Here is a 17,104-nt window from a genome sequence, read left to right as displayed (position 1 = left end):
AAACAAGGTTCTTTATCTAATCATTAATGTTTATTTCAGAACACGTTTTAAATAATATCCTGTGTAACTGTCTTTGACTTTAGCAACTTCTTCTGGTGTTCCGGTCGCCACGATCGTCCCACCACCGTCGCCACCTTCTGGCCCTAGATCAATCACATGATCCGCAGACTTGATGACATCCAAGTTATGTTCAATCACTAAAACGGTATTGCCCGCTTCCACTAAACGCTCTAATACTAGAAGCAATCGCGCAATATCATCGGTATGCAAGCCTGTTGTTGGTTCATCCAGAATATAAAAGTTTTTCCCATTAGAATTTTTATGAAGTTCACTCGCTAGCTTCATCCGCTGTGCTTCCCCACCAGATAAAGTAGTTGCCGGCTGCCCCAATGTCACATAGCCTAAGCCTACATCCACAATTGTTTGCAATTTACGATGAATTTTAGGAATATGTTTGAAAAATTCTACGGCATCTTCCACCGTCATATCTAAAATATCAGAAATGTTTTTGCCTTTATAATGAACTTCTAACGTCTCAGAATTATAACGTTTGCCATGACAAACTTCGCAAGGCACATAGACATCAGGTAAAAAGTGCATTTCAATTTTGATGATACCATCCCCGCGACAAGCTTCACAACGGCCACCTTTGACGTTAAAACTAAAGCGACCTTTTTTATAGCCACGAACCTTGGCTTCATTTGTTTGGGCAAACAAATCGCGAATGTCATCAAAAACACTAGTATAAGTCGCTGGATTACTTCTTGGTGTTCGACCAATTGGACTTTGGTCAATGTCAACAATCTTTTCAATGGCTTCATAACCAGTGATGCTTTTGTGTTTCCCGGGTTTATTGGAATTACGATTTAATTTTTGGGCCAGCGCTTTTTTTAAAATTTGATTGACTAAAGTACTTTTCCCTGAACCTGAAACGCCTGTGACAGCAACAAATTCACCCAGCGGAAATTCAACACTGACATTTTTTAAATTATTTTCACTGGCACCAGTGACTTTGATCGCTTTGCCATTACCTTTGCGACGTTCTTTTGGTACAGGAATCACTTTTTTCCCAGAAAGATATTGCCCGGTCAATGAATGCGGATTTTTAGCAACCTCTTCCGGCGTACCAGCGGCTACAATTTCACCGCCCAGATGTCCAGCGCCAGGTCCCACATCAATCAAGTAATCCGAAGCCATCATTGTATCTTCATCATGTTCCACCACAATTAATGTATTGCCTAAGTCCCGCATTTTTTTCAATGAGTCAATCAAGCGGTCGTTATCTCGTTGATGCAAACCAATTGATGGTTCATCTAAAATGTAAAGAACGCCTGATAAGTTTGATCCAATTTGTGTTGCTAAGCGAATTCTTTGTGCTTCTCCGCCAGAAAGTGTACCAGCAGCTCGACTTAAGGTTAAGTAATCTAACCCAACATTTTTTAAGAAGGTTAACCGATCTTCGACTTCTTTTAAAATTGGCCGAGCAATCGTTGTTTCTTGTTCAGATAAAGACACACCTTCAAAAAATTGGACCGCATTTTTTATTGCTAATTCACTGACTTCACCAATGTGCGTGCCATTGATTTTTACAGCTAAAGCTTGCGGATTCAAACGATACCCTTGACAGCTTCGACAAGTCAATTCTGTCATGTATAACCGCATTTGATCTCGTGTAAAATCGCTATTCGTTTCATGATAACGTCGTTTAATATTTTTTAAAATCCCTTCAAATGGCACTTCCACATCACGAACACCACCAAAGTCATTTTCATAATGAAAATGAAAGTTTTTCTCGCCAGAACCATTTAAAATAATTTCTTGTTGGTCTGCAGGTAATTCTTCAAACGGCGTATCCATATCAATCCCAAAACTGGTGGCTGCTTGCTCCAACATTTGTGGATAATATTGGGAACTAATAGGGTTCCACGGAACAATGGCCCCTTCTCTCAAGGTTTTAGTGGGATCTGGAATCACTAAGTCTTTGTCCACTTCTAATTTAACACCTAAACCATCACAATCGGGACAAGCGCCAAATGGTGCATTAAATGAAAACAAGCGCGGTTCCAATTCACCGACTGTGAACCCACAATAAGGACAAGCATAATGTTCACTAAACAACATTTCTTCTTGACCAATCACATCAACAATTGCGTAACCTTCAGCTAAACGCAAAGCCGCTTCAAACGAATCAAACAAGCGAGAGCGAATGCCTTCTTTCACAACGATACGGTCAATCACAATCGCAATATCATGTTTTTTATTTTTTTCAAGTTCTGGTGCCTCACTAACATCATAGGTTTCACCATCCACCCGCATTCTGACATACCCTTCACGTTGGATCATTTCAAACACTTTTTTATGTTGGCCTTTTTTCTTGACCACAACAGGGGCCAAAATTTGAATTTTTGTTCGCTCTGGTAGCTCTAAGACTTTATCAACCATCTGTTCAACAGACTGACTGGTAATTTCAATATGATCGTTAGGACAAATTGGATGACCTACCCGAGCAAATAACAATCGTAAATAATCATTGATTTCTGTGACCGTCCCCACCGTTGAGCGTGGGTTTTTACTTGTCGTCTTTTGATCAATTGAAATAGCTGGACTTAAACCATCGATGCTGTCAACATCTGGTTTATCCATCTGTCCCAAAAATTGTCGCGCATAAGCAGAGAGACTCTCTACATAACGTCGTTGCCCTTCTGCGTAAAGCGTATCAAACGCTAATGAACTTTTGCCAGAACCAGATAGTCCAGTTACGACAACCATTTTGTCACGAGGAATCGTGACATCAATATTTTTTAAGTTATGGGCGCGTGCACCATGAATCACAATTTTATCATTTGCCATATATGTTCTCCTTTTACTAAATCTCTTACGTCAAATCATTTCAAGTCATTCTATAGAGAAAAGATTAGTAAAAGATACGATGGTTCATCGTATCTTTTACTTAATCCGTTGGTTGACTTATTTGGCAGCTTTCAATTCAAGAATGGTATCTCGTAATGTGGCTGCAGTTTCGAAGTCTAATGCTTTGGCCGCATCCTTCATTTCTCTTTCAAGTTTCATTAATAAATCAGCTTTTTCTTGTCTTGATAAATCTTTATATGATTTATCCAATTGAACCACTGTTTCATCTTTATCAGCTGTTTTGGAAATAGAAATCAAATCACGAATTTCTTTAATAATTGTTTTTGGTTCAATACCATGTTCTTCATTATATGCTTCTTGGATTGCCCGACGTCGTGCCGTTTCATCCATAGCTCGTTGCATCGAATCGGTGATTTTATCTGCATACATAATGACTTTTCCTTCAGCGTTCCGGGCAGCCCGTCCCATCGTTTGCACTAACGAGCGTTCACTACGTAAGAAGCCTTCTTTATCCGCATCTAGAATCGCAATTAAGGAAACTTCTGGCACATCGATTCCTTCACGTAATAAGTTAATACCTATTAGAATATCAAATTCGCCTAATCGTAAATCGCGAATAATCTCCGTTCTTTCCAGTGTTTTTATATCACTATGCAAATATTTAACTTTTAAGCCTAATTCTTTGAAATAGTCGGTTAAATCTTCGGCCATTTTCTTCGTTAAGGTTGTGACAAACACCCGCTGATCTTTTTCGATCCGTTCATGAATTTCGCCCACCAAGTCATCAATTTGACCCATAATTGGGCGGATTTCTACTTCTGGATCTAGTAAACCTGTTGGTCGAATGATTTGTTGAACAACAGTCTCTGTTTGTTCCATTTCATAAGGGCCTGGTGTTGCCGATACATAAACAATTTGGTTTACATGTTGTTCAAATTCTTCTAAACGAAGCGGTCGGTTATCAAGTGCACTTGGTAACCGGAAACCATAGTCCACTAACATTTGTTTCCGTGCTCGGTCGCCATTATACATTCCTCTAATTTGCGGCATTGTTACATGAGACTCATCGATTACAAGTAAGAAGTCATCTGGGAAAAAGTCCAACAGCGTATATGGCGGCTCTCCTTCTTGGCGACCATCCATATGTCGAGAGTAATTCTCAATCCCTGACGTATAGCCCATCTCTCTCATCATCTCAATATCATAGTTGGTTCGCTGTTCCAAACGTTGAGCTTCCAATAATTTATTTTCACTGCGAAGCACTTTCAAACGTGCCTCTAATTCTTCTTGGATCTGCGATATGGCGTGTTCCATATGTTCTTCGTTCGTCACGAAGTGTGTTGCCGGAAAAATAGCGACATGCTCTGTTTCGCCGACAATTTCACCAGTTAACGCATCTACTTCACGAATTCGATCAATTTCGTCTCCGAAAAATTCAACACGTAGCGCATGCTCATCCCGTGAAGCTGGGAATATCTCAACCACATCACCGCGGACACGAAAACGCCCCCGTTGAAAATCAATATCATTTCGTTCGAATTGAATATCGACTAAGCTTTTTAGTAACTCATTACGATCCATTTCCATTCCCACACGTAATGAAACAACTTGTTGACTGTATTCCCGCGGATCCCCTAAACCAAAAATACAAGAAACTGATGCTACCACGATGACATCGTTTCGTTCCAATAAAGAACTTGTCGCTGAATGGCGTAGTTTATCAATTTCATCATTAATACTGGAATCTTTTTCAATATATGTATCACTTGAGGGTACATATGCTTCTGGTTGATAATAATCATAGTAACTGACAAAATACTCGACCGCATTATCTGGGAAAAATTCTTTAAATTCCCCGTATAATTGTCCAGCTAGTGTTTTATTATGTGCAATCACTAATGTTGGTTTGTTCACTTCTTGAATCACATTAGAGATTGTAAATGTTTTACCTGTTCCGGTCGCTCCAAGTAAAATTTGAGCTTTTTCTCCACCTTTGACACCGTCAACTAGTTCAGCAATAGCGGCTGGCTGATCTCCGGCAGGCTCATATTTAGAAGCCAAATGAAAGGTATTGGAAGTTTCTCTTTCGATCATTTATAACTCCCCCTCAAAGTGTCTAATTTCTCTTAAATTATCGGCCCATTCTGGCAGAATGTCCACTTATTAGTTTAACATACCGAACATATTTTCGCCACTTTTGCTGTTTCGGACTTCAACTGATCTTAATCTTTTGTTCTTAATTTCTATGTTACATTTTATAACATGAAATGTAAGGAAATTAGAGTTTTTTTCTCTTTTTAGCGTTCAAATACTTGTCAGCTTCCTATTTCTTACTATATAATTGTTCAATATGCAAAACTAGGAGGTATTTTATGAAAAGGAAACACTTTTTACTTTCTTTCTTTGTGATGATGGTAACTCTGCTAACATTCATTAGTGGCACTTCAGCACATGCAGAAGGAAAGAAATATACAATTGGAACGGATTTAACATTCGCCCCTTTTGAATTCCAAGACTCAAAAGGAAAATACATTGGTATTGACGTTGATTTATTAGATGCGATTGCCAAAGATCAAGATTTTGAAGTGGATTTAAAACCATTAGGCTTCGATAGTGCAGTCCAAGCGATTCAATCTAAACAAATTGATGGCATGATTGCTGGAATGAGTATTACGGATGAGCGAAAAAAATCCTTTGATTTTTCAGATCCATACTTCGATAGCGGTTTACAATTAGCGGTTAAAAAAGGAAACGACAAAATTAAATCATATGATGATTTAAAAGGCAAAACGGTTGCGGCTAAAGTTGGAACTGAAAGTGCCAATTTCCTTGAAAAAAATAAAGAGAAATATGACTACACCATCAAAAATTTTGACGATGCAACGGGTCTTTATAAAGCCTTAGAAAACGGCGAAGCGGATGCAATCGTTGATGATTATCCTGTATTGGGCTACGCAGTGAAAAATGGCCAAAAATTACAATTAGTTGGCGATAAAGAAACAGGCAGTTCTTATGGTTTCGCAGTGAAAAAAGGTCAAAACCCTGAATTAATCAAAAAGTTCAACGCTGGTTTGAAAAATCTTAAAGACAATGGTACTTATGATAAAATTTTAAACAACTACTTAGCGACAGGCGATGAAACAAACACACAAGACGCTGGCGAACAGATGAAAAAAATCACTCCTAAAAAAGAGAAATATGTGATTGCTAGTGATTCTACATTTGCTCCGTTTGAGTTTCAAAATGCCCAAGGCGATTATGTCGGAATTGATGTAGATTTAGTCAAACGTGCAGCTGAATTGCAAGGTTTTACTGTTGAATTTAAATTTATTGGTTTTAGTTCTGCTGTCCAAGCTGTTGAATCTGGTCAAGCAGATGGGATGGTTGCAGGCATGACGATTACGGATGATCGTAAAAAAGCCTTCGACTTCTCTGTTCCTTACTTTGATAGCGGTATTCAAATTGCGGTCAAAAAAGGCAATGACAAAATTAAATCGTATGATGATTTAAAAGGCAAAAAAGTCGGCGTAAAAATTGGTACTGAAAGTGCTGATTTCTTAGAAAAAAATAAAAAGAAATATGATTACTCAATTAAGTATTTAGACACAACTGATGCATTATACAGTGCATTAGAAATTGGCGAAGTTGATGCCATGATGGATGATTATCCTGTCATTGGCTACGGGGTTGCGCAAAATCAACCACTAGCGACACCAATTCCTCGTGAAAAAGGTGGTTCTTACGGTTTTGCTGTCAAAAAAGGGCAAAATCCTGAACTACTTGAAATGTTTAACGAAGGCTTAAAAGAAATGAAACGTACAGGTGAATACGATAAAATTATCGGCACTTACGTGAAAGATGGCAACGAAGCCAAAGAAGAAACAGCTGACGAATCTACGTTTGTTGGCTTCATGCAAAACAACTGGAAACAATTGTTACACGGTTTATGGATGACGATTCTATTAACGTTGATTTCCTTCGTACTTGCTTTAATTGTCGGCGTTATTTTTGGGCTATTCAGCGTTTCACCAATCAAAGCATTACGTGTACTTTCAACCATTTATGTTGATTTAATTCGTGGAATTCCTTTAATGGTCTTAGCGTTCTTCATCTATTTCGGATTACCTGGTGTGCTTGGCTTTAATATCCCGGTCTTCATTGCTGGGATTATCACATTAACTTTAAATGCCAGTGCCTATATTTCTGAAATTGTGCGCGGCGGAATCAAAGCTGTTCCAGTTGGCCAAATGGAAGCTTCAAGAAGTTTAGGTCTTTCCTATAATCGGACAATGCAAAAAATTATTTTACCACAAGCGATTCGCATTATGATTCCTTCATTCATTAACCAATTTGTTATTTCATTGAAAGATACAACTATCCTTTCAGCAATTGGCTTAATCGAACTACTACAAACAGGAAAAATTATTGTTGCTCGGACATTACAAAGTACAATGGTTTACTTCGTTATTGCGTTAATCTACTTAATTTTAATTACTAGCTTAACTAAATTAGCGAAAAACCTTGAAAAGAAGGTGAACTAATATGACTGAAAAAATCTTAGTTGAACATTTAGTAAAAAAATATGGTGACAACACGGTCTTAAACGACATTAATGTTTCTATTAACGAAGGCGACGTAGTCTGCGTCATCGGTCCTTCTGGTTCTGGTAAAAGTACTTTTTTACGTTGCTTGAATCAATTAGAAGAAGCTTCTAGCGGAGACATTATTATTGATGGTGCGAACTTGACAGATAAAAATACGGACATCAACCAAGTCCGTCAACATATCGGCATGGTTTTCCAACATTTCAATTTGTTTCCACATTTATCTATTTTAGAAAATATTGTTTTAGCACCAACCGATTTAGGTCGCTTATCAAAAGACGAAGCGGAGAAAAAAGCGTTAGAACTTTTAGAACGTGTTGGGTTGGCAGATAAAAAAGATGCCTATCCAGATTCTTTATCTGGTGGTCAAAAACAACGTGTCGCAATTGCACGTGCGTTAGCGATGAATCCTGATATTATGCTTTTCGATGAGCCAACATCAGCCCTTGATCCAGAAATGGTTGGCGATGTTCTTGGTGTAATGAAAGATTTAGCAAAACAAGGAATGACAATGGTCATCGTTACTCACGAAATGGGCTTTGCAAAAGAAGTGGCTAATCGAGTAATGTTCATTGATGGCGGTAACTTCCTAGAAGATGGTTCGCCAGAGCAAGTCTTTGAAAATCCTCAAAACCCTCGAACAAAAGATTTCTTAGATAAAGTATTAAATATTTAAACAAAAGCACTTGGCGCGCGCTAGCGCCCAAGTGCTTTATTTTATGGTTAAATTGTTTCCGTGACAGAGACAGATTGAACGTGCCCTTTTTCTTTTAAGAGATGGTGCAAGTTGGAATGCCAGAAATCTTCTTTGCCTACATAAGAAATCTTTGCTGTCACTGCCTCTTGTTCGGATTCCAAAGTCAATTCTACTAAGCGCTCCCCTTTTTCTAAAGAAGCTTGAAGTTGTTCATGCAGTCGGCTTTCTTTAATCATAGGTTCCTTCATTTTTACGATAAGCTGCAATCGTTTTAAAGGAGTCTTTCGTTTAAAATGGGCCAGAGCTAATACTAGCAAAGTTGCCACGAGATTGATAAACGCAATGGTTAAAAAGCCCATCCCAATGACTAAACCAATAATAGTAACATTCCACATCATTACTGCTGTCGTTAACCCAGAGACTTTCCTTTCTCTAAAAACGATAATCCCCGCACCGAGAAAGCCTACACCACTAATCACTTGGGCGCCATATCGTGTAATATCCATAGAAATAATGGACGCCAAGGCGCTATTTTGTTTCACCACATCGACTAAAATATCCACCGATTGAATCTGTAAAATGGAAATCGTACAGGAGGCCAAACATAAAATGGCATTACTACTGATACCGAAGCCTTTTCTTTTAATACTTCTTTCTAACCCAATCAAAGCTCCAAAAACCACGGCTAGAGCAATCCGAATGACAACGTCGGTGAGAGAAAGTTCAATCATTTTTAAAGAATTCATCGCTTTCTCTCCTTTCTTGCAAGTGACTATTTGACTTATTTTGTATTAACTAATAAACGCAAGCCATTAAAAATGACCACTAAGGTACTTCCTTCATGAATAAGTACGCTAAATGCGATATTCGCAATACCTAAAAAGTTCAAGATAATTAACGTTGCTACCACTAACATTGAAAAAATAATATTTTGCTGCACAATTTTATTCAAGCGTTTTGAGACACGGTGAGCATAGCCTAATTTAGAAAGATCATTTTTCATCACTACCACGTCTGCAACATCGATAGCAATGTCTGTACCATCCCCCATCGCCACTCCGATATCAGCATTCACTAAAGCCGGTGCATCATTAATGCCATCACCAACCATCCCTGTCATTCCTACTTCGCGTTTTAATTGATCAACAATCGCTGATTTTTCCTCAGGTAAAACATTAGCAAAAACTTGGTCCACGCCTACTAAGCGACCAACTGCTTCACCCGTAAGTTTTGCATCTCCTGTAATCATTGTTGTTTCAATATTTTGTGACTTGAAATAGTGAATGGCGTTCATTGCTTCTTCATTAGGAACATCCATCAATGCCACCAAACCAATCACTTGTTCATTTTCGGCAAAGTACACTACCGTTTTGCCTTCACTTGCTAATTTCGTTGTTTGTTTCTCAATGATTGTTGGCACTTGTTCGAAACTAGATGGTTTACCAATTCTAAAAGTTGTTTCTGCAATGGTCGTTACTAAACCCACCCCGACAATATTTTCTACTTCTAAATTTAAAGCCGTTGTTTCTGCTTCAAAGCGATTAACAATCGCCGTCGCCAATGGATGATTGGATTTTTTCTCCATATTTGTTAAAACAGCTACTAATTCTTCTTGGCGATCTTCTAAGCCATCAACAAAAAGATAATCTGTGACCTCAGGTTTGCCTTTTGTTAGCGTGCCTGTTTTATCAAAAGCGAGTGCTTTCACTTCAGCTAAATTTGATAAGAATGAGCCACCTTTAAACAAAACGCCTTGTTTTGCTAAATTGGAAATTCCTGATAAAGTTGCCGGAACGGCACTCGCTGCTAATGCACAAGGGGAGGCAGCAATTAAGAAGACCAAGCCTCTGTAAAAACTTTCAGCCCAAGTCAATTGGAAAAGCAATGCGCCACCTAAAACAATTAGTGGAAAAACTGCTAAAACTAGTGTGACATATTTCGGTTCAAATCGTTTAATTTTGCTTGCAATTTCTGATTGATTTTCTTGTGATTGGTTCACGAGCTGTACGATTTTTGCAAAAACTGTTTCTGAACTATCTTTCGTTACTTCAACAACAATTGTGCCTGAACCGTTCATGGTACTACCAAAAACTGGGTCCCCACTATTTTTTTCTTTGGGAATACTTTCCCCATTAATAGATGATTCATCCACAGCGGTACTTCCTTCAATCACGACGCCATCTGTCGGAATTTGCGCACCATTGAGGACTTGCACGCGATCACCAATCTTCAATTGTTCAACTGACACAGTTTGAATTGAGCCGTCGTCTGTTATCAGGCGAGCTTCTGTTGGATTTAAATTTAATAGTTTTGTAATTTCACGTTGACTTTTGCCTTGGGCATAATCTTCAAGGAAATGCGCCGCCGCAAAAATCAAAATCAACAATGCTGATTCTTCAAAACTTCCCATTAATGCTGAACCAACTGCAGCTAAGGTCATTAACAAATGAATATTAGGCGAAAACTTTCGATTGTTTTTCGTATCCCGATACGTATCTCCAAAGCCTTCCCCAATAATATGATAACCAGCTAAAATAGCAGCTAATGAGAAAAGAATATTTTTCACTAAGAGCATGTTCCCTAAAAATAAACCGATAAAGAAAAGAGCCAATCCTGTAAAAAAGAGAATAACTGGAACGTTTTTACCTTTTTCTTCATGTGTGTGTGCACCTGTTTGTTTTGACATTGTTATGCGCCTCCTCATTAATGTTTTTCTATTCATATGAATATATATTCATATTATAAAACACTTGGGTGGTTTTGTAAAGACTTAAACACAAAGACAAGCGATGATTCTATTCGATAGGATCACCGCTTGTCTTTGTCGATTCTTTTTGTTGTTGATATTTTTCTTCTTGAATAGTCAATAATGATTGCGTTAAATTGACCCAATCAATCGAACGAGGTGGATCCAGCCAAACCATAACTTTACTCTGTTCTTCTTGATACAAGTTATTTAAATTGGTAATCACCACATCTGGTAAGGTATCTGATAACGGGTCAATAATTTCTACATTTAAATTCACATAGACGGATAAATTTTTTTTGATGAATTGGTTATACTCTTTTCCATAAGAAAAATCAATTAGGACCTTGGCTGGCTCTGCAATTAAATGAACCGGAACATGATTAATTAGCAACAATAGATAGTTAAAAAACAAACAGTGATTGGCTTTCGCAATTTTTTTATGTTTTGCTGTTAACCAACGAATATATTCAATTAAATAAAAATAAAATTCCGGATATGTTTGCTTAAAAAACTGTAAATCCATTTCAAAATCGTCAAACATATTAATCGGAAAGTAAATAACATTGAAATGAATAATTGCTAACCCTTCTTCTAGAGTATTCCTTGTTGACTCCTCTAAACAATTAAATGCTTTTTCAAAACTTCCAATGAAAACACGAGTTAGGCTTTCAATCGTAGGATCTTCATGAATGACATATTTTTTCTCTAGTTTGCCATGCAAATACAAGAAAAAAACAATCGTATACGTTAATGATTTTGAAGCCAATGCCCATGCCACTTGCGATTTTTTTATTAGTTCCTCTGAAAATGTATTCAGTGCACGCGTATCGATCCCTTCCACCGCACGTCCTTCGTTGTTAATCATAATAGCTAAATAATGGAAAAAATTGCGTCGCTCATAGGTGGTGAAAGTATAGTTTAACTCAACAGACTGTAATACACGTTTCGCTTCATTATAGACTTTTACCGAATATAATTCGGAAATTGGTTGATTGGAAAGCGTGAACAATTTATACAAAAAAAATGAAATTGCTTTTTGATTGCCGACAATTTCCCGTTTACTAAAATAGATCTGATACTCCTTTAAGGCTTTTTTTAGCCGCTGTAAGGTACTATACGCCACAGAGGTGCTGACATGATTACATTCAGCAAACTTTGTCAAACTATAATTTCCTCTAAAGTAAGACAACACTAATTTAAAAGAGAGCGATTCTGTTAAGTATTTCGTGAGCAAAAGTTTACTTGAATAGTTTCCATCAATTTCAAGTGTAACATCTACATCAGAAACGACTAAAGTTAAGCTGTCGCTTAACTTTAGATTGTCAATATCTGCTTTTAATTTTTCTAATGTTTTTTTGACTAAAAAATTCGACATTGATAATTCTTCGCGAAGTGCAATAAAAGTACCTGATAGCGTGGGACTTTCTTCTAAATGCCTTAGCAAGGAATAACTTCGTTGATCTTCTTTATTTAAAAAAATTTCATAATTCATCATTTATCAGTTCTTTCTCCCATAAATAGCCGTTCCTACTAATTCCCGTATGAAATTCAAGTAAAAAGTGTTTTGCCCCTCCGTTCCAGCACCGCCTGTGCTATTTGGTACAATGGTGATATGGCTAGCATCAAATAATTCATCCGTGAAAAATACTTGATGCTGACTTTTCTTGGAAGAAGGCCTTTCTTCATTTGTTTTTGGATTATTGGTTGTCACTTCTTTTTTACTAACGTCTTCGCTACTTTCTTCCGCTTGCGTTTCGCTAGTCATAGTACTTTCATTTGTTTCTTCCATTTTTTCTGGTGTGCCAGTATTCTCAATCGGATAAATTTCTTCTGTTGGATTGGTCGGATTATAAATTGGATTCCGTTCTTCTGCTGCTTGCACATTGGTTACTTGAAAAAACGAGAGTAACAATGTACTCCATAATAGTAAATGTTTGTATTTATCCATTTTTCTCACATATATTGCCAAATACTTTAGCTACATAACAAAACAAAAAATATAACTAGTAAAGTGGTATCAGACGATATTTAACAATACTCCTTCTTATTATTTCTTTTTTTGAGTTAGGTTTGTTGAATAAACTGCATGTTTGATAAGCAAAAACAAACAAAAACGTTGCCGATGATCAAATCAAAAATTAACTACTCTTTATATTTCTCTTTCGTTTTTTTCCTGTTTCTTTTTTCGCCAAATCAACCAGGCAATGATTAAAATCACTATCAATAATAGTAGTAAGCCAATCATCAAATATAAATTCGAATGATTTTCTTTTAAGGTGACATCTTTTTCATTTAATTCTTTGGCAACTTCACCATTAATTGTAAAGTCTTTTTCAAATTGCCATTGATTTCTAAAAGATATCGATTCATTGTTTATTGATTTTTTAAATGAGCCTGCAGCATCTTTATTCCCAACAACGGTCATAGACAAATGGTAATCTCCTGGCTTAAGCGGTTGCCCTTTTAGCGCAATGGGAACAGAAAAATTGGTATTTGGTGCAATTTGCATGTTTGCTTTTTCCTCTTTATATAAAACTTCTTCATGTCCCTTTTTGGTAATCTCTGCCGAAAATGCAACTTGGTTAATATATGTTTTTTGATCATTTTGTAGATTGACTAAAATCACATTTCTAGCATTAATCTGTCCTGGTGAGACTTTTTTCAAAAGTAAATTCGGCTCAACCTTTTTTTTATTTTGCTGCATCAATAATGCAACGACATACGAATATTCATTTTTAATGGATAACCCCTGACTCTTATCGTCTTGGCGTTTGCCTTCATCCGACGTTTCTTCTTTAAAAGTGATACCACTAGCTAACACTCCATCAAAGGGTGTATTAGGCATTTTGACGTTAATAGAAACCGTTTGTTCACTTTTCGGTTTTAAACGAACTGAGCTAGGGTATTGAACGTAGTCTTTTATATCAAACGCTAAACTTTGATCTTTTTTCCCCTTATTTTCACCATACTCCACGATTACATTTGAATTGGTAATGGCACTATTGATGGAAATACCTACCTTTACTTCTTTATCTGTATCATTGCGCAAGTTCACTTTCAACTCAGTTTCTTCATTTGGTGCTAGTAATAAATCAAAGTAAGTTTTTTCTTTATCTACTTGTTTTTCTGATGGAATAGGCGTAACCGCAAAATTAAATTCACTGGCAAAACCATTGCTAGGTACTAACGCTAAAAGAATTAGTAGTATCGGAAAAAAAAGAAATCGTTGTTTTTTTCTGTTCAAATTATTTACTCCTTTTCTATATGTAGTGAATAGCAGGTAACTATGTTCCCCGCTATTCTTCTTTTTAAAACTCGTTTAATTTCCTGGAGCGTCTGTCAACGTCCATGTTAATTTTGTGGCGTATTTTTCAGCGTATTTGGTTGTAGAACCTGGAACAGTTAACTCAATACTTTTAGCGGCTGTAGTTGCATCTGTTCCCCAATCAAATAAATAAGTTCCTGCACCGTTTCCTTTCGCTGCACTCATTACATCTGATTGACTACCATCTGAATTTAGCGTGATTGTGGCTGGGCCTGTTGGTTTGCCTGAATCTGAAGCAGTCACTACATTTCCGTTTTTAAACGTGATAGCTGCCCCAGTCAATTCTTTACCAGAAGTTGATTTAAATTGTCCTTCTTGTTTCACTTTTAATGACCAGCCAGCTTCGGTTCCACGGTTATCTGTTACTTGGACATAGTTAGGCCCTTCTTTGACTTCATCGGTTGCGCCTACCGTCTTGTATTTTTGGGTAGCAGCAAAATAAGTCTGATCCTTCGACGTGATTTTTTGAACACCGAAGTCTAGACTTGACGCATAATCAATTGACAACGGACCGTTTGTTCCTGGATTAGGACCTTCAGGATCTGTTGGATCAATAGGATCAACTGGATTAGTTGGATCCGTTGGGTCAACCGGATTAGTTGGCTCTTCACTTGGTGTAAATTCTACGATACCATTAGATGTATAACTACCGCCATCTTCTGCAAAGGCTTGAGAAGTCATGCCTAAGCTCCCTAAAATAAATGTGGATAAACATACTGTTGTTACTTTTTTCATTTTCTTTTCTCCATTCTTTTCTTTAATTTCCTGGCACATCTTCTAACGCCCAAGATAAACGAGCTTTAAATGTTCCAACTCTTTGATAAGCTACAGGAACATTGATTTGAATTCCTTGTTGTTTTGATTCATCAAGTAATGCTGTTAAATCTGTTTCACCTTTCTGATTACTTTCTAAAAGCGTAATTGCCTCATTTGTAATCTGAGAGCTTCCAGCAGTTGAAACGAAAGAAAAAACATCTGGCATTACAATTGAATCATTTGTTAACGGTTGCGTTTGCTTTAGTTGCAGGCGCCAATTATTTGCGTTACGTTCATCCACGACTTTGAGTCCTTCGGTGGGATGCCCAAGTTTAATTAGTGGTTGATTACGTATCTTTTCCGTACCAAAAGTAATCTGTTTTGGTGCCTCTTTAAAATATAGTTCCCCTAAACGATAGTAAAAATAAATATCTTTTGTTTCCTCTGTCATTGTTCCTTCCGCATTGCCCGAGTCTTTTGTAAAAACATAGCCAGAAATATCTAGGGGTTTTTCTTGATAGGGTGCACCAATTTTCCCTGTTACACTTTTAGGTGGAGCAATATCTTTACCTTCTGCGTCTTTATAAAAAACGGTTACTGTTTTTTCTGTTGGTTTAGGAATAGTAATCGTTACATTATTTGACTTTTGCAGTAAGGTTCCTTCTTCATAATAGTCAAAGTTCATAGTTAAAACTTTTTCGGGCGTATTATCTTGAAGGGTTGTTTTTAATTCAATCATCATGTCCTTCTTTAAAACTAGGTAGTCATTTAAAGCAATTGTTAAGTGATTCCCTGTTTGTGTCAGATCTTTGGCTGCTACCTTTTTACCATCAATCGTTAATGAATTTTCTTCATATGCTAATTCATCAGGTAAGTCAATGCTTACTTGCGGTTGACGATCTTCGATAAAGTCATTGTCAATATTCAATGTATTCCGTAGTCTCACCTGATCATTTTTCACTGCTTCAACAGCTGAGCTAAATTCCTGACCATTCACGCTAAGGGCTGCTTGTGACGTAACGTTGGTAGGAATTTGTGTCATTGCTAAAGCATTCTCTTGGTATTTGCCACCTGTGGATGATGTAAAGCCCCAATAAACCGTTGTTGCGCCAAATTGTGCATTTAAATCTGAAACTACATACGTATTCGTGCCCACACCTTCTAAATCATATGTTAATGCTTTGGTTGCGGCATTCCAATGAACAGTCAACATGCGCCAGGTTCCATTAGATAGATAGGTTGGCGCAACAGTGACGCCTGAATGCTCCCCTGTATAGTTGTTGTTATTAGCTTTCGGAGTGACAAAAGCTAAATGTCCATTTCCCTTATCTTGTGAAATTTCTCGGTCCATTCGGTTGGAACTACCAGTATTTTTATAGGTATCAAACTCAATCGATAAGGCATTTCTAACATAAGGTTGACCAGCTTTCGTGGAGTATGCACCGATTCCCATCCCAGGTGAACCAATGACTTCTTGAGGCGTTGTGGACATTCTAGGATCATTCGTTAAGGTAAAGGTCATACCATCACCAGCATTTGCATACTCGTTTCCTAAATACAAATAACTTTTAAAGGTAAAATCCGACAATAAACTGATTGGTTTTTTTGACCAAATAGCGCCTTTTTGTGATTTAACAGCTGGGTTTAGTTGTAATAACTTCCCACCTTCTAAAATACTTGTTGCATTTCCAATTGGCTCTTGAAACACCTTGTCGATTGGAATGATGTTAGGATCATCCGGCAATGAAGTAGCGTATGGCGCAGCCAACATGCGCGGCTGTGGTTCAACTATCACCGATTCCGTTGCACTGGTACCGTCATCCTTTTGTTGTTCGCTAGGTTCTAAAGTAGCCGTTGATTGGTCTGTTTCTGCTGGATGATTATCGGTTGTTGTTGTCGTTTCTAGGGAAGGTTCTTGCTCTAATGTTTCCGAGTGAGAAGGAGCGCTAGTTGCCTGATCATTGGCCGATTCCTCCACTATTTCCCGATTGACTTCGTTGATATTTGTCGAAGGATTACTAATCGCTTCGCTAGTAATAGGCGCAAGGATTAGTAAGAATAAACTACTTGCCAAAAAGACTAGGCTTTGTTTGTTTCGCATC

General features: G+C 37.4%; 11 protein-coding genes. 2 read left to right on the top strand and 9 right to left on the bottom strand.

The genetic code is table 11. From position 1 onward, the window contains the following. Positions 1–30: 30 nt before the first annotated feature. Both uvrA and uvrB read right to left on the bottom strand, forming a co-directional pair. Positions 31–2,850, bottom strand: a complete 2,820-nt coding sequence (gene uvrA / locus IGL32_RS02545; protein WP_002361280.1) for an excinuclease ABC subunit UvrA — start codon at positions 2,848–2,850, stop codon at positions 31–33. 117 nt (positions 2,851–2,967) lie between these two features. Further along, positions 2,968–4,965 (bottom strand): excinuclease ABC subunit UvrB, encoded by a 1,998-nt coding sequence (uvrB, locus tag IGL32_RS02540; protein WP_002379127.1) that lies wholly within the window; start codon positions 4,963–4,965, stop codon positions 2,968–2,970. Positions 4,966–5,243: 278 nt separating this feature from the next. On the opposite strand from uvrB, the gene IGL32_RS02535 reads away from it, so the two are divergent. After that, positions 5,244–7,412, top strand: a complete 2,169-nt coding sequence (locus IGL32_RS02535; RefSeq protein WP_002361277.1) for an amino acid ABC transporter substrate-binding protein/permease — start codon at positions 5,244–5,246, stop codon at positions 7,410–7,412. A gap of 1 nt (position 7,413) precedes the next feature. Beyond that, positions 7,414–8,151 carry an amino acid ABC transporter ATP-binding protein gene (locus tag IGL32_RS02530; protein WP_002355616.1) on the top strand — a complete coding sequence of 246 codons (738 nt, stop codon included), beginning with the start codon at positions 7,414–7,416 and terminating at the stop codon, positions 8,149–8,151. Positions 8,152–8,198: 47 nt separating this feature from the next. On the opposite strand, the gene IGL32_RS02525 is transcribed toward IGL32_RS02530, so the two are convergent. The 7 genes from IGL32_RS02525 to IGL32_RS02495 form a co-directional block, all read right to left on the bottom strand. After that, positions 8,199–8,918, bottom strand: coding sequence for an MgtC/SapB family protein (locus tag IGL32_RS02525; protein WP_156210135.1), 720 nt, complete (start codon positions 8,916–8,918; stop codon positions 8,199–8,201). A 35-nt stretch (positions 8,919–8,953) separates the two neighbouring features. Continuing rightward, positions 8,954–10,858, bottom strand: a complete 1,905-nt coding sequence (locus IGL32_RS02520) for a heavy metal translocating P-type ATPase (protein WP_002386960.1) — start codon at positions 10,856–10,858, stop codon at positions 8,954–8,956. 109 nt (positions 10,859–10,967) lie between these two features. Then, a complete protein-coding gene (locus IGL32_RS02515; RefSeq protein WP_002358731.1) occupies positions 10,968–12,416 on the bottom strand; it encodes a helix-turn-helix domain-containing protein in 1,449 nt (482 codons plus the stop codon). A 3-nt stretch (positions 12,417–12,419) separates the two neighbouring features. Beyond that, a complete protein-coding gene (locus tag IGL32_RS02510; RefSeq protein ID WP_002363200.1) occupies positions 12,420–12,869 on the bottom strand; it encodes a hypothetical protein in 450 nt (149 codons plus the stop codon). A gap of 201 nt (positions 12,870–13,070) precedes the next feature. Further along, on the bottom strand, positions 13,071–14,165 hold the full coding sequence (locus tag IGL32_RS02505; RefSeq protein ID WP_002361272.1) for a DUF916 and DUF3324 domain-containing protein: 1,095 nt from the start codon (positions 14,163–14,165) through the stop codon (positions 13,071–13,073). 75 nt (positions 14,166–14,240) lie between these two features. Continuing rightward, complete coding sequence (locus IGL32_RS02500) at positions 14,241–14,981, bottom strand: WxL domain-containing protein (protein ID WP_002355609.1); 741 nt, start codon at positions 14,979–14,981, stop codon at positions 14,241–14,243. Positions 14,982–15,003: 22 nt separating this feature from the next. Continuing rightward, positions 15,004–17,103, bottom strand: a complete 2,100-nt coding sequence (locus tag IGL32_RS02495) for a lectin-like domain-containing protein (protein ID WP_002386956.1) — start codon at positions 17,101–17,103, stop codon at positions 15,004–15,006. Between the last annotated feature and the right edge of the window lies 1 nt (position 17,104).

Source organism: Enterococcus sp. AZ035, assembly GCF_050548325.1.
GTDB classification, from domain to species: Bacteria; Bacillota; Bacilli; order Lactobacillales; family Enterococcaceae; genus Enterococcus; species Enterococcus faecalis.
The sequence above is the reverse complement of the archived record's forward strand: the minus strand, read 5'-3'. Positions and strand labels throughout refer to the sequence as shown.

What these genes read in the sequence shown, in the direction of transcription:
- IGL32_RS02510 (WP_002363200.1), bottom strand. Translation starts at nt 12,869, where the DNA reads ATGGATAAATACAAACATTTACTATTATGGAGTACATTGTTACTCTCG.
- uvrB (WP_002379127.1), bottom strand. Translation starts at nt 4,965, where the DNA reads ATGATCGAAAGAGAAACTTCCAATACCTTTCATTTGGCTTCTAAATAT.
- IGL32_RS02525 (WP_156210135.1), bottom strand. Translation starts at nt 8,918, where the DNA reads ATGAATTCTTTAAAAATGATTGAACTTTCTCTCACCGACGTTGTCATT.
- IGL32_RS02535 (WP_002361277.1), top strand. Translation starts at nt 5,244, where the DNA reads ATGAAAAGGAAACACTTTTTACTTTCTTTCTTTGTGATGATGGTAACT.
- IGL32_RS02495 (WP_002386956.1), bottom strand. Translation starts at nt 17,103, where the DNA reads ATGCGAAACAAACAAAGCCTAGTCTTTTTGGCAAGTAGTTTATTCTTA.
- IGL32_RS02500 (WP_002355609.1), bottom strand. Translation starts at nt 14,981, where the DNA reads ATGAAAAAAGTAACAACAGTATGTTTATCCACATTTATTTTAGGGAGC.
- IGL32_RS02520 (WP_002386960.1), bottom strand. Translation starts at nt 10,858, where the DNA reads ATGTCAAAACAAACAGGTGCACACACACATGAAGAAAAAGGTAAAAAC.
- IGL32_RS02515 (WP_002358731.1), bottom strand. Translation starts at nt 12,416, where the DNA reads ATGATGAATTATGAAATTTTTTTAAATAAAGAAGATCAACGAAGTTAT.
- uvrA (WP_002361280.1), bottom strand. Translation starts at nt 2,850, where the DNA reads ATGGCAAATGATAAAATTGTGATTCATGGTGCACGCGCCCATAACTTA.
- IGL32_RS02530 (WP_002355616.1), top strand. Translation starts at nt 7,414, where the DNA reads ATGACTGAAAAAATCTTAGTTGAACATTTAGTAAAAAAATATGGTGAC.